A 12,994-nucleotide genomic window follows, 5' to 3' on the forward strand; every position below is an offset into this window, starting at 1 on the left:
GGTGAGGTCAGTTGCCGGTGGTCTCCACGGAGAAGACCGAGGAGCCGATGCTGCGGCCGGCCTCCAGGTCGCGGTGCGCCTGCACGGCGTCCTCCAGCGCGTACCGCTGATTGATTTGGATCTTGATCCGTCCGGACGAGACGTGGCCGAAGAGCTCGCCGGCCAACGCCGCCCGCTCACTCTCGTCGGCGATGTAGTCGGCCAGCGCCGGCCGCGTGACGAACAGGGAGCCCTTGATCGCCAGCTGCATCGCGTCGATCGGCGGCACCGGGCCGGACGAGGTGCCGAAGCAGACCAGCAGCCCGCGCCGCTTCAGCGCGTCGAGGGACTGGTGGAACGTCGCGTGGCCGATGCTGTCGTAGACCACCGGCACGCCGGCCCCGTCGGTCAGCTCGCGCACCCGGGCCGCGACGTTCTCGCGCGGGTAGACGATGGTGTGGGCACACCCGTGAGCGCGCGCGACCTCGGCCTTCTCATCCGTGGAGACCGTGCCGATCACGGTGATGCCGAGCAGGCTGGCCCACTGCGTGAAGATGAGTCCGACCCCGCCCGCCGCGGCGTGCAGCAGCACCGTGTCGCCCGGAGAGAGCGGCGCGATGCGCCGCAGCAGGTACGCGGACGTGAGGCCGCGCATCGTCATGGCGGCGGCCGTCTCGTACGGGATGGCGTCCGGCAACTTGATCAGCGGGGCCACCGACATCACTCGTTCGGTGCTGTACGCGCCGAGCGGGCTGCCCGTGTACGTGACCCGGTCGCCGACCCGGAATCCCGTGACGTCCGGACCGACCGCCTCGATGACGCCGGCAGCCTCGACGCCCATGCCGGCCGGCAGTTCAGCCGGGTAGAGGCCGCTGCGGAAGTACGTGTCGGCGAAGTTCAGGCCCACCGCGAGATGCCGTACGCGGACCTCACCCGACCGTGGTTCGCCAACCTCGATCGACTCCCACTGCATCACCTCCGGGCCGCCGGCCCGGTAGAAGCGAATGGCCTTCGCCACCATCGACTCCTCCGTAGTTTTCCGATTTGCGCTGGCCAGCGCCGCTGCGCCGGCCCGCGACCCTGGCAACAGTAGGCGTGACGGTGATCACATGCTTTACTTCCTGGGACAACTTTCTTAGCGGTTTGGGACAGGTGGTGCCTGTGGTGATATTGAGGCCGTCGATCCGCTACGCGTCCCTGAGCGGCTATCTGGAATTGGCGCTCTCCCTCGGGCTGGACCCCGGCGCGCTGATGCGCTCGATCGACCTGGATCCGGCCGATCTTGCGATCCCGGACAAGTGGGTGCCGGCGACGCGCGTCGCCCGCCTTCTGGAGTTGTCGGCACGCGCGTCCGGCCATGAGGACTTCGGCCTGCGGCTCGCCGAGTACCGCCAGCCCTCCACGCTCGGCCCGCTGAGCCTCGTCCTGCGGGACGAGCCCGACCTACGCAGCGCCCTCGGGCTGCTGATGCGCTACGAACACAGCTACAACGAGGCGATCCGGATCCGGCTGTCCGAGGTCAACGGGCTGGCGACCGTACGCCTGTGGCTGGAGCTAGGCGAGCCCGTGCCGTCCCGGCAGGGCGAGGAACTGGCCGTGGCGGCGCTGTACGGAATCATCCGGGATTTCCTCGGCCCCACCTGGCGGCCGCTGTCGGTGTGCTTCTCGCACGGCGCCCCCGCCGACGTCGACACGCACGCCCGGCTGCTCGGCGACCGGCTGCACTTCGGGCACGACTTCACCGGCCTCGTCATGTACGCCCGGGACCTCGACGCCCGCAACGCGGCCGCGCAACAGGACGGGCGGGCGCAGGCCACCCAGGCGCTCCGGTCGCTGGCCGCGCGGAGCGGCGCGGACACCTCGCACCGGGTACGGGAACTGGTGGAGGTCCTGCTGCCGACCGGCCGGTGCTCGGCCGACGAGGTCGCCCGGGCCATGGGCCTCGACCGGCGCACCCTCCACCGGCACCTGTCCCGCGCCGACGAAACGTTCACCACGATCGTCGACTCCACACGCGCCGGACTGGCCGAGCGCTACCTCGCCAACGACCGCTACAGCATGACCGAGATATCGGAGTTGCTCGGCTTCGCGGCGCCAAGCGCGTTCACCCGATGGTTTCGCCACCGGTTCGGCGACAGCCCGAGCCAGTGGCGCGCGCGCAGGTCCGGCCTCCCAGCGCCGCGGCCGGCGCCGCCGCCGCGGCCGCAATCTGGCACGGTGTGACGGTTCCCACGCCCGATTTCGTCAACCCCGGCCGCCCCCGCCGAACAGTCAGACATGGGGCACGCGCCCCGCACACTGCTTCACCTAGAACGAAATGTCCATATTGTATGGGCGGGCGATACTGGGATCGAACCAGACCTCTTCGGTGTGAAGAAGGTGCTCTCCACAGCATTGCTGGTTCACGCGAAGGCACAGCAGCAACCCCCGCCATCAAGCAGCGCTCGCCCATGTCGAGGCTGCCGAGAGACATGACAACCGCAAAGATGTAACGCCCGCCCTGCTCAACCAGCGGCCGGTGCCCGACGGCACCGGCCGCTTCTTCATGCCCGCCGGAGCAACCGGCGCACGACCAACTCTCGGAGGACCTCTCCCATGACAACCCGCCCATCCGCCAGGGCGCGAGTCGCCGACGCATCGAACTACAGCGCCATCACCCCGCCCGCCCACGAAGCCGATGCTGGCATCGCCCTCCAGTCCGCCCTCTTTCGCATCGGGATTGCGGAGGCCAAGGAGCGAACGATGCGCGCCCACCGGCGCGTGTCTCGGCCGGGCCAACCGCCGGACGGAGGCGCATGACCCTGCCGCCCGATGACCAACATCAGCAACGCACCGAGCAATCTGCGGCCTGCAGGACGTGAAGGACCGGCCGGTATGGATTAAGAGGAGCGTGTCAGCGCCCGACTGGGATCTGCCTACCGATCGGCCGCATCCCCCTCGGTCATAAGGCTCCACCAGCAAAGACCACCTGGCGTTACTGCGTTGAGCAAGCACGGCCCCGACCGGGTGTGGGCACTCAAGGACTGCCGCAACATGACCCGGCCGGCTACATCAGCTCGTACGGATTGCCCGGCTTGAGGTGTCGCCTGGCGGTGATCAGCTGCCTTCGCTGTTGCGTTTCGCACATGATCATCGATCTACAGATGAAGCGCCGTTGCATCCTGAGGAGAGGTCTCATGTCGATCACGCAGTTACTCGCCGGCACCACGCTGGCCACTGTCCTCGTGGCCGTCGCCGCGACGCCCGCCCAGGCGGCTGGCAATGATCCGTTGTACGACAAGCAGTGGGGCCTGCGGCAGGTCCACGCCGAACAGGCCTGGGCGACCAGCACGGGAGCCGGTGTGGTGATCGCGGTTGTCGACACCGGCGTCGACCTCAACCACCCGGATATGACATCCAAGCTCGTTCCCGGCGCCACCTTCGTCGACTGCGGTGCGACTTCCTGCGGCAACGGCGACTGGCGGGGCCCCAACGGCAAGCCCGACGCCGGCGACGAGCACGGCACGCATGTAGCGGGCATCGCGGCCGCGGCCACCGGCAACGGGGTCGGCATCGCGGGCGTTGCCCCCGACGCGAAGATCATGCCGATCAAGGTGCTGGAGGCGGGCAGTGGCAGCTTCGCCGACATCGCCGCGGGTATCCGCTACGCAGCCGACCACGGCGCGAAGGTGATCAACCTCAGTCTCGGCGCGCTGCCGGGTTCCCAGGCGCTCACCCTCACTGGGCTGGAGTCGGCCGCGACGCAGGCGATCACCTACGCGCACGCGAAGGGCGTGGCCGTCATCGCCGCCGCCGGCAACGAGACGGCACCGCTCTGCGACACCCCAGCGTGGGAAGCCGGCGCCCTCTGCGTCGCCGCCACGGACCGCAACGAGGTGAAGGCGTGGTACTCCAACCTCGGCGTGAAAGCTGACCTCAGGGCGATCGCCGCCCCCGGCGGTGCTGGCCTCGTCAACTGCGACGACGACGTGTGGTCCAGCGTCCCGCTAGGTACCGGCTCGGACACCTGCGGGCAGGGCAACTACGACGCCTACGCCGGCACGTCGATGGCCACGCCCTACGTGTCGGGGGTGGCAGCCCTGCTCTTCGCCCAGCAGCGCCGCCTCGACAACGTGTACTCGGTACTGATGTCGACCGCTCGCACCCCGCTCGGCCTGCGTGGTGTCTACACGCCGATCTACGGCTGGGGAATCGTCGATGCCCAAGCCGCCGTGGCGGCGCCCAGAGCCTGAGGCCGACCGGGACGTCCGGCTGCCACTAAAGTGCGCAACCCCGGCTCGGAGAACGTCCTGAACTGGGCCTCTCGCGGGAGGGACGGCGACATCGCTGCGGGCTGCCTGGGAGCACCGCCCGCTCTGGTAGGCGGACGTGCGCGGGTGGCACAGCAGGACGGGCTGTGGGAGAACGACGCCCCGACCGGCGACGGCCCTTCGTCTCGTTGCGCGCGTTGGCGGCTTTCCGTAACAGCACCCTGTTCCTCGGCGCCTGTTCATTAAGAGGCCGGGCTGCGCGACCTCGGTGCGGGCGGGATCCCGTCCCCCGTCCCCCGGGGTCCCGCCCGTTTCGCCCGAACAGCGCCTACGCCCTGTGATGGCGTTGAGCGCGCAGGCCGGATGCCTGAAGGTGGCAGTCGGTGCAGCCGGCAACCCGGCACTCTCGCTGACACCGTCAGTTGCCCCCGTAGGCGGCCCCGGCAGCCGAGACGTGGCACGCCAGGTCCAGGCGAGATAACGATCATGACAATCGGAGGGATAGGCCGTGGCGAACACCCCGAGGAGCCGATTCGCCCGGCGCATGCGCCGCCCCGCGACACAGGACGTACCAGACTGATGGCCGTGGCATCGGCGCGGCGGGCGAAGAGGGGTTAGCGGCCATCCGCGGCGAGTGCCAGCAGGCCTTGCGCTTGCACGACGGAGACTGACAGGGTCTTGTAGCCTACGTCGTCGAAGAGCACGGTCATGCGGTCCTTTTCGTACCCGAGGACCATGCCTGATCCCCATTTGGCGTGCCGCACGATGCTGTGCAGTGGGTACGGCCCGTCTTCCGGGAGCACCTCTGAGGTGCCGCCGTGGCAGTTGTCGCAGTGCCCGCAGGGGCGGCTCAACTGCTCTCCGAAGTAGCCCAGCAGCGATTGCATCCGGCAGCCGGGGCTCTCGGCGAAGCGCCGCATCATGTCGGTACGCGAACGCTGCCCGGCCTGATAGCGGGCGTACTCGGCCAGCGCCTCCCGAGCCGCCTGGTCGGGCAAGGGGGCATACCGAGCGACGCTGAGTTCACCCTTGGGCCCCGTCGCTACCGCACCGACCTGCTCAAGCAGACTGATGTGGCTGGCGACCTTGCGCTGGCTCAGGCCGGTGACCTTCGCCAGAGCGGTGCGGATGAGCGGGCCGCGATGCAGGGCGGCTGCGACGGCTCGCAGCTCTCCCAGTTCAGGCGCGCCGCCGTTGAAGAAGCGTTGCAAGGCAACGTCCTCGGCTCGGTGGAGCAGCAACGCCCGGGCCAACTCACCGTCGCGCCCTGCCCGCCCGATCTCCTGGAGGTAGCTGTCCGGTGAGTCGGGCAACGCCACGTGTGCTACCCAACGGATATTTCGCTTGTCGATGCCCATGCCGAACGCCGAGGTGGCAACCATGATCGGCACCCGGTCGGCGAGGAAATCCTGGTGACGACGGCGACGCACCCCGGCCGCCATGCCGCCGTGGTATGCCTGCGCGGGATAACCCGCGTCGGACAGCCGTTGCGCGAGGTCCTCGGCGGCACGCCGGGTCGGCACGTACACGATACCGGGCGGGTCGGCCTCCTTGAGCAGGGTAAGCAGTCTCCGCCAGCGGTAGTCCTCGCTGGGACAATGCACGGCGGCGACGAATAGGTTCGAACGGTCCAAACCGGATAGAACCAGCCGCGGCTTACGCATGCCGAGCCGCGCGGTGATCTCCTCGCGCACCGGCGGCGAGGCCGTGGCGGTCAGCGCCACCACCGGCGGGCGGCCCAGGCCGCGGATAAGGTGACCGAGAGTGAGGTAGTCAGGGCGGAAATCGTGGCCCCACGACGAGATGCAGTGCGCCTCGTCAACCGCCACCAGCGCCGGACGCAGCGCGCGGACCTCGGCCAGCCGCTCCGGCGAACTGAGCTGCTCCGGCGTGATGAACAGGAACTTCGCAGCACCCGAGCGCAGCTCGGCCAGCGCCGCCGCCTGCTTGCTCGGGCTCTCCGCTGAACTGATCCGAACCGCCCGCAACGCCGGATCGTCCCGGTCGTTGAGGTTGCCGACCTGATCCTGCTGCAATGCCAGCAGCGGTGAGATCACCACCGTGGGGCCGCGCAGCAGCGTGGCGGGGACCTGGTACACAGCAGACTTCCCGCCCCCGGTGGGCAGCACGACCAGCGCGTCGCGGCCGGCCAGTAGCGTGCGCATCGCGCGCATCTGGGTGGGGCGCAGCTTCTGCCAGCCGAAATGCTTACGGGCGGCGCGGCGTAGCCGCAGGGAGCGAAGAAGAAACATCATCGCCGGGCATGCTAACCAACCACACACGGACCTGAGCCATCCCAGGGTCCGTCGTACGCCTCGTCTTCGGCCAACGCGCCACCTCGCCCGCGCTTCGCGAGGGCATGCGGGCCGGCAGCGGGGACCGGGCGGCACTGCCCAGCCAGAAAGCACGCCCGATGCAGATCAGCGGCAGGCCGACCAGTGGAGCGTCACCGTCGCCGGCGCGGATGGCCAAGGTCGTGCGGTTCCTCCCGGTCGACCCCTCACCCGAGAGCCGCCTGCTCACCAACAGCCTTGCTCACGCTGCCGATTGGTTCCTCGCCTTCCACACCGCCGGCACCGAACTCGGCTCCCTGGCATGGCAAGGACTCTCACCCGGGCCGCGCGAGGTGCTCATTTCGGCGGCGCCTGAAGACTGAATCCGGTCGTCGTTGACGGCTCGGCCACCATCTGCTGCCACTGGAACCACCTCGCCGAGCCGTACCCGGGGCCGGGTAGCAACCGCCACTGACGCCCACACCGCTGTCCTCGGCCACACGGCGCAGGTGCCCGCGCACCGTAGGGCTGGGCTTCCCCCGCAGATGTGGACACCCTGAGAACTGGATCTTGAGTCCAGATGAAGGGGTGTCCCCGTTGGGGCGTCCATCGAAGTACACGCAAGAGTTCCGGCGCGACGCGGTTGACCTGGTGCGCTCGTGCGGGCGGCCGATCAACGAGGTCGCGCGCGAGTTGGGTATGAGCCATGAGACGCTGCGGAACTGGGGTCCGCAAGCACGAGCATCAGACGTCGGGTTCGGTCCCGGTGCCGGCTGGTGGCGGGTTGTCGGTGGCGGACAAGGACGCCGAGATCGCCCGACTGCGTCGGCAGGTCGCCGAGTTGCAGGTCGAGAAGGAGATCCTGCGCAAGGCAGCCGCCTATTTCGCCAAGGAGATGGATCGGTGACCAGCCGCTTTCGGTTCATCTCCGCCCACCGCGCCGCCTACGGCGTCAAGCGGCTGTGCCGGCTGTTGGCGGTGTCCCGCTCGGGGTTCTACCGGTGGATCGCCGCCGAGCCGACCCGGGTGGCGCGGGCCGCCGCCGAGGATGTCCTGGCCGCGCAGATCACGGCGGTGCACGCCGCGTCGGGCGGCACCTACGGCTCGCCGCGGGTCACCGCCGAGCTGCGTGATCAAGGTGTGCGGGTCAACCGTAAGCGGGTGGAGCGGATCATGAGCCAGCGTGCCGTCGTGGGTCGCCACCTAGCCGGGGCAAGCGCACCACGATCGGACCCGGCGGCGCCGGCGGTGGCGGATCTGCTCGGCCGCGACTTCACCGCGACCGCACCCGACCAGCGCTGGTGCGGCGACATCACCTACCTGCGGGTCGGTGACCGGTTCCTCTACCTGGCCACCGTCATCGACATCGCCACCCGCCGGCTGATCGGCTGGTCACTGAACACCCACATGCGTACCGACCTCGTCATCAACGCGCTCGACGCGGCCGTCGCCGCCCGCGGTGGCCGGGTCCACGGCGTGATCTTCCACCGCGACCGCGGCGCCCAGTACGGCAGCGCCGGTTTCGCCGACGCCTGCCACCGCCACGGCGTACGCCGCTCCAGGGGCCGCATCGGCTCATCGTTCGACAACGCACTCGCGGAGGCGTTCTTCGCCACCCTCAAACGCGAACTCGCCGTCGACCATCGACGCTGGAACAGCGAGGCCGACGCCCGACGCGACATCTTCCGCTGGATCGCCTTCTACAACCACCGCCGTCGCCACTCCGCCCTCGGCTACCGCAGTCCCGCCGAGTACGAACGAACCCTCGACCCCACAGCGTGAACGTCGACACGCCGCCCGGCCGACAAGCCGAACAGCGTGTCAACCAACACCGTGAACGTTTGTGGTCAGGGCACTAGATCATACGGCGCCGTACCCGCCACACCACCACACCGATCAGGACCGCCGCGACGGCGATGAACAGGGCCGCCTCGATGAGCTGGAACGTCCAGAACCGGTCGGCCGGGTGGTAGACCCCGAACTGCTGGATGCCCCGCGCGTGCAGGAACTGGTTGAGGTTGGTGCCGGCCCGGTTGGCGGCGCCCTCCAGCTCGTAGTACTCGGTCCAGCTCAGCCTGCGCCCGGTGGCGTCTGCGTAGCCGTGTTCGATCATCCAGTCAGCGAAGCTGGGCACGGGCCGGTGCCCCGCCTGGTCCTTCGAGCCGCCGACGGGGACCGGCTCCATGGTGGTGAGCGGCGTGGCGTACGCGGGACGGGCCAACAGCGCCACCGGCATCCGGGCGGCGAGGAACGCCCCGAACGCGACGCCGAACGCGGGCAGGCTGCGCCGCAGGATCGCCCCCGCGGCGGTGGCGACGCCGAACGCGAACAGCGCGTACGCCACCGGAACAAGTCCCTCCAGGTCGAAGGCGTCGTACTGGAACCGCCCTTCCCACGCGTCGAATGGCTGACGGAACCAGGTGAGCACCGCGGTGAACATCCCGGTGAGCGTGACGGTGACGCCGGCCAGTGCCGCGAGCTTGGCCGCCAGCCAGCGCATCCGCGGCACGGCCTGCGTCCAGGCGAGCTGCCAGGTGCCGTCCTCCAGTTCGCGCGCGAGCAGCGGCGCACCGAGGAACGCACCGATGACGACGGGGACCAGATAGAAGCCCGCCAGGAGGTTCTCGACGTACCCGTACTCCTCGTCGAGCCGGCGGAAGGATGCCGCGCAGGCCTCGTTGATACCGGCCTCTCCCGCACACCGGGCGGGACCGCCGGGGAACAGGTCGTGGGCCTGCGTCCCGAGCACGAGCAGGGCAATGCCGAACATGCCGACAAGCAAACCCAGGACGCAGACCTCGGTCCGGTGCTGGCGCCAGATCAACCACGTCATGCCGCCACCCCCGACGTGACCGCGGCGCTCGGCTCGGACGGCCGGCGCAGGTACGCCAGCACCAGGTCCTCCAGCGCGACCGGCTGGGCCTGCCACCCAGGCGCGGCCGGGATCGCGCCGTCGCGTACCAGCAGGGTCGTGTGCCGGTCGCTGTGGACGGCCTCCACGACGGCGCCGGCCCGGTCGAGGTCGGTGGCCGTGCGCGGGCCGACGAGCAGCCGGTGCTCGGCGAGGAGGGTGTCGATGTCACCGGTGAGCGTGACCCGGCCGTGGTTGAGCACGACCAGGTGGTCGCAAACGCGCTCCAGCTCGTGCACGACGTGGGAGGAGAACAGGACGGTCACCCCGCCTTCGGCCACCGCGCCCATGAGGACCTGCAGGAACTCGTGCCGGGCCAGCGGGTCGAGGCTGGCCACCGGCTCGTCGAGGACAAGCAGGTCCGGCCGCTTCGCCAGGGCCAGAGCCAACGCGACCTGGGCCTGCTGCCCGCCGGAGAGCGTACCGGCCCTGCGGTCGAGCGGGATGCCCAGCTTCGCCAGCCGGCGCTCGGCCAGCCCCTGGTCGAACCGCAGGTTGCAGGCCCGGCCGAAGCGGAGCATCTCGGCGACGGTGAAGCGCTTGTACAGCGGGTGGTCCTGGGCCAGGAACCCGACCCGGGACAGAGTTTGCGGGGTGCTGGCGGTGACGTCGTGGCCGAGGACCTCCACCGTGCCGGTGCTCGGTGCCAGCAACCCGACGACCAGGCGCAGCAGCGTGGTCTTGCCCGCGCCGTTCGGCCCGACCAGGGCGATCACGCCGCCCGCCGGCAGGGCCAGGGTGCAGTCGCGCAGCGCCCAGCCCCTCCGGTACCGCTTGCCCACACCGTCGGTGCGCAGCGCGAACTCGGTCCCTGTCACGCCACGTCCTCATTCCTCGTCTGCTGGTGGACGGAAGTAAAAAGCGCGTTGACCGCCTGCTCGTCGAGGCCGGCCGCGTAGGCGCGGCGCAACCAGGTCGCCAGGCCGCGGCGCAGCGACGTGTACGTCGATGCCGACATCGCGGCCGACTGCTGTTCATTGACGAACGTGCCCTGGCCGGGCCGGCCGGTGACCAGGTTCTCCTGCTCCATCTGCCGGTACGCCTTGGCGACGGTGTTCGGATTGATCGCCAGGTCCTCGACCACCTCGCGGATGAGCGGGAGGCGGTCACCGGGTTGGAGAAAGCCCAGCAGCACCGCCTGGCGGACCTGCTGGACGAGTTGCAGGTACGGCGGCACGCCGGAGTGGGTGTCGAGCCGGAAGACGAACACGGTAGCCCCTTGCTGCTTTACTAGTACCATAGTAAAGCAGCAAGTTGGCGGTCAAGAGAGCCGACGCGCCCGCACGACCGCGGCACCGGATCCGGGCGCACGCCTGCCCCGACCGCCGGCGGGTTACCCGCGCGGTCGGGGCGCGGCGGCGACAGTGACAACGGACCGGCGATGTACGCGATGAGGCGGCTGGCCGCGTGGACCGCGGCTGGGGCACGTATCGGTATGGCCGTCCTCGGTGGTTCGGTGGCGCGGACGCTCGGCGCGGCCCGCCACCGCCGGTCAGGCGGTGACGGCGGTCGGCAGGTTGAAGGTTTGCGCACCCATTCGGAAGTCGGGGTCGATCTGAGTGGTGAGGTCGGCTCCGGCGCGTTCGTTGGCCCATGCTGCGGCGTTGCGTCGGTGGAACTCGTGGGCCCAGCGGGTGAAGGCTTCCCAGTCCTGGGCCGTGCGGTCGACGGCATCCGTCAGCTGCCCCAGCACGGCTCGGTTGGCTGCTTCGAGTTCGTCCAGCGGCCCCACCGTGCCCCGTTCGGCTCGTCGCACGTAGGTCGAGCGGCTCACCCAGGTGAGGAGGTCCTGGCCGACGTGCTCGCGGAGGAACTCGACATCGGTGGCATCCTCGACCTTGTTGCCGACGACCGACAGCGCCACGCCGTAGTCGCGGGCGTATCCGGCGTACTGGCGGTAGACGCCGATGCTACGCACGGTCGGCTCGCAGACCAGGAAGGTGCGGTCGAAACGGGTGAACAGCCCCGAGGCGAACGAGTCGGCGCCGGCGGTCATGTCCACCACCACGTACTCGCCCGGGCCGTCGAGCATGTGGTTGAGCAGCAGCTCGACCGCGCCGACCTTGGAGTGGTAGCAGGCGACGCCGAGGTCCTCGGCGGTGAACTCGCCGGTCACCGCCAGCCGCACGCCATTCACGGTCCGGACGCACGACGCGTAGACCGGGTTGTTCTCGACCACACGCAGCAGGCGCGAGCCGGTTCCCGGCGGGGTGGTCTTCACCATCTCGGCGGCGCTGCCGATGCGGGGATTACGGCCGCGGAGGTATTCCTTGATCAGCGGCAGGCGCTCGCCGAGCGGGCTCGCCGTCTCGGCGCTACCCACCGGTCCGCCGAGGGCCGCTGCGAGGTGTTGGTTGATGTCGGCGTCGATGGCCAGCACCGGCCGCCCCTGCTCGGTGAGGTGGCGGGCGAGCAGCGCGGCCAGGGTGGTTTTCCCGCTGCCGCCCTTGCCGACGAACGCGACCTTCACCGCACCCACCTGACAACGTTAACGGTAATCGTTTCCACGTACGGCACTGTAACGCCTCGCACGGCCGTTCCGGCGGCAAATCGCCGTTGTGTCGTCAGTCGAGCACGTCCGCGGCGAGGCGATGAATCGTGTCGAGCGTACGATCGCGACCACCGACGCCTTCCACCAGCAGCAGCAGGTGCCGCACGCCGGGCAGGGCGGCGGCCTCGTCCAACGCGTCCCTGCAGCGGCGGGGCGAGCCGACGGGATGGATGGCGATGAGGCGTTCCACATAGGCGGCCAGGTCTCGTCGGCCCGCCGGGGCGCCGTCCAGGCGGACGTACTCGCCGGTCCCGGCCAGCAGCGCCGGGAGTCCGGCGCGGACGGCGTCGGCGGCCCGCCCGTCGTCGTCCTCGACGTGTGCCAGATGGGCGCTGGCATGGCCGACACGCCGGCCATCGTGGCCGTGCGCGGCGGCCACCCGTGCGTAATGGTCGAGCTGGCTCGCTTTCTCGGCGAGGTCGGCGTGCAGGCCGAGCAGCAGCGGCATGCCGTACCGGGCCGCGAGCTCCACCGTCGGCGGCGAGGTCGCCGCGACCCACACCGGTATCCGCCGGGTGGGCCGTGGCACCACCTGCACCGGCCGGAAGGGGAATCGATCGTTGCCGGCCACCGTCGGTGCGCCGGACAACCATCGGTTAAGAAGCTCCAGTGCGTCGTGGAAGCCGGTGTGGAAGCGGTCCAGGCCGGTGCCGAAGACCTCCAGGTCCACCCACGGGCCGCCCCGGCCGACACCGAGGCGGAACCGGCCGCCGGACAGCTCGTCGAGCAGCACCGCCTCTTCACCGAGGGCGACGGGGTGGCGATTGGACAGGATGCAGGCGGCGGTGCCGACCGTGATGGTCCGGGTGGCGCCGAGCAGGTGCGCGGCGAAAGTGACCGCCGAGGGACACACGCCGTAGGAGATGAAGTGGTGCTCGGCTATCCACACCCCGGCGTACCCGGCGGCTTCGGCGGCGCGGCCGTACCGGTGGGCGTCGGCGAGAGCCGTGGCCTGGGTTGCGCCCGGGCGGTGCCCGGCGAGCAGGAACAGATGGACGTCCACGTTCCGGCCTGCTCGCCGGGCGGTCAC

Annotated in this window: 11 protein-coding genes; 4 read left to right on the forward strand and 7 right to left on the reverse strand. The window is 70.0% G+C overall.

The window, feature by feature from the left end; all coding sequences use genetic code 11:
* Positions 1-7: 7 nt before the first annotated feature.
* Positions 8-997 (reverse strand): quinone oxidoreductase family protein, encoded by a 990-nt coding sequence (locus ACTMTB_RS16530; RefSeq protein ID WP_441146544.1) that lies wholly within the window; start codon positions 995-997, stop codon positions 8-10.
* A gap of 26 nt (positions 998-1,023) precedes the next feature.
* Between ACTMTB_RS16530 and ACTMTB_RS16535 the strand changes: the two genes are divergently transcribed.
* A complete protein-coding gene (locus tag ACTMTB_RS16535; RefSeq protein WP_441146546.1) occupies positions 1,024-2,202 on the forward strand; it encodes an AraC family transcriptional regulator in 1,179 nt (392 codons plus the stop codon).
* A 902-nt stretch (positions 2,203-3,104) separates the two neighbouring features.
* Complete coding sequence (locus ACTMTB_RS16540) at positions 3,105-4,211, forward strand: S8 family peptidase (protein WP_441146548.1); 1,107 nt, start codon at positions 3,105-3,107, stop codon at positions 4,209-4,211.
* Positions 4,212-4,843: 632 nt separating this feature from the next.
* On the opposite strand, the gene ACTMTB_RS16545 is transcribed toward ACTMTB_RS16540, so the two are convergent.
* Positions 4,844-6,484 (reverse strand): RecQ family ATP-dependent DNA helicase, encoded by a 1,641-nt coding sequence (locus tag ACTMTB_RS16545; RefSeq protein WP_441146550.1) that lies wholly within the window; start codon positions 6,482-6,484, stop codon positions 4,844-4,846.
* Positions 6,485-6,642: 158 nt separating this feature from the next.
* On the opposite strand from ACTMTB_RS16545, the gene ACTMTB_RS16550 reads away from it, so the two are divergent.
* Both ACTMTB_RS16550 and ACTMTB_RS16555 read left to right on the forward strand, forming a co-directional pair.
* A complete protein-coding gene (locus tag ACTMTB_RS16550) occupies positions 6,643-6,885 on the forward strand; it encodes a hypothetical protein (RefSeq protein WP_441146552.1) in 243 nt (80 codons plus the stop codon).
* Between the two features lie 205 nt (positions 6,886-7,090).
* Complete coding sequence (locus ACTMTB_RS16555; RefSeq protein WP_441146819.1) at positions 7,091-8,284, forward strand: IS3 family transposase; 1,194 nt, start codon at positions 7,091-7,093, stop codon at positions 8,282-8,284.
* A gap of 73 nt (positions 8,285-8,357) precedes the next feature.
* On the opposite strand, the gene ACTMTB_RS16560 is transcribed toward ACTMTB_RS16555, so the two are convergent.
* The 5 genes from ACTMTB_RS16560 to ACTMTB_RS16580 all read right to left on the reverse strand — a co-directional run bounded on the left by ACTMTB_RS16560 (position 8,358) and on the right by ACTMTB_RS16580 (position 12,967).
* Positions 8,358-9,335 (reverse strand): ABC transporter permease subunit, encoded by a 978-nt coding sequence (locus ACTMTB_RS16560; RefSeq protein ID WP_441146554.1) that lies wholly within the window; start codon positions 9,333-9,335, stop codon positions 8,358-8,360.
* Positions 9,332-10,231: an ABC transporter ATP-binding protein gene (locus ACTMTB_RS16565; RefSeq protein ID WP_441146556.1), complete on the reverse strand. Its 900-nt coding sequence runs from the start codon at positions 10,229-10,231 to the stop codon at positions 9,332-9,334. Before ACTMTB_RS16565 ends, ACTMTB_RS16560 begins: the two co-directional genes overlap by 4 nt.
* Positions 10,228-10,623 (reverse strand): GntR family transcriptional regulator, encoded by a 396-nt coding sequence (locus tag ACTMTB_RS16570; protein ID WP_053656509.1) that lies wholly within the window; start codon positions 10,621-10,623, stop codon positions 10,228-10,230. The genes ACTMTB_RS16565 and ACTMTB_RS16570 overlap by 4 nt, the downstream gene beginning before the upstream one ends.
* A gap of 282 nt (positions 10,624-10,905) precedes the next feature.
* On the reverse strand, positions 10,906-11,892 hold the full coding sequence (locus ACTMTB_RS16575) for a nucleotide-binding protein (RefSeq protein WP_441146558.1): 987 nt from the start codon (positions 11,890-11,892) through the stop codon (positions 10,906-10,908).
* 85 nt (positions 11,893-11,977) lie between these two features.
* The gene (locus ACTMTB_RS16580; RefSeq protein WP_441146561.1) at positions 11,978-12,967 is read right to left on the reverse strand and encodes an LLM class flavin-dependent oxidoreductase; all 990 of its coding nucleotides are present in this window, start codon (positions 12,965-12,967) and stop codon (positions 11,978-11,980) included.
* Between the last annotated feature and the right edge of the window lie 27 nt (positions 12,968-12,994).

The sequence above is a fragment of the Micromonospora sp. L32 genome (genome assembly GCF_052068055.1).
GTDB classification, from domain to species: domain Bacteria; phylum Actinomycetota; class Actinomycetes; order Mycobacteriales; family Micromonosporaceae; genus Micromonospora; species Micromonospora purpureochromogenes.

Coding starts and splice junctions, on each gene's coding strand:
- ACTMTB_RS16550 (WP_441146552.1), top strand. CDS start 6,643: ATGCAGATCAGCGGCAGGCCGACCAGTGGAGCGTCACCGTCGCCGGCG.
- ACTMTB_RS16545 (WP_441146550.1), bottom strand. CDS start 6,484: ATGATGTTTCTTCTTCGCTCCCTGCGGCTACGCCGCGCCGCCCGTAAG.
- ACTMTB_RS16540 (WP_441146548.1), top strand. CDS start 3,105: ATGATCATCGATCTACAGATGAAGCGCCGTTGCATCCTGAGGAGAGGT.
- ACTMTB_RS16560 (WP_441146554.1), bottom strand. CDS start 9,335: ATGACGTGGTTGATCTGGCGCCAGCACCGGACCGAGGTCTGCGTCCTG.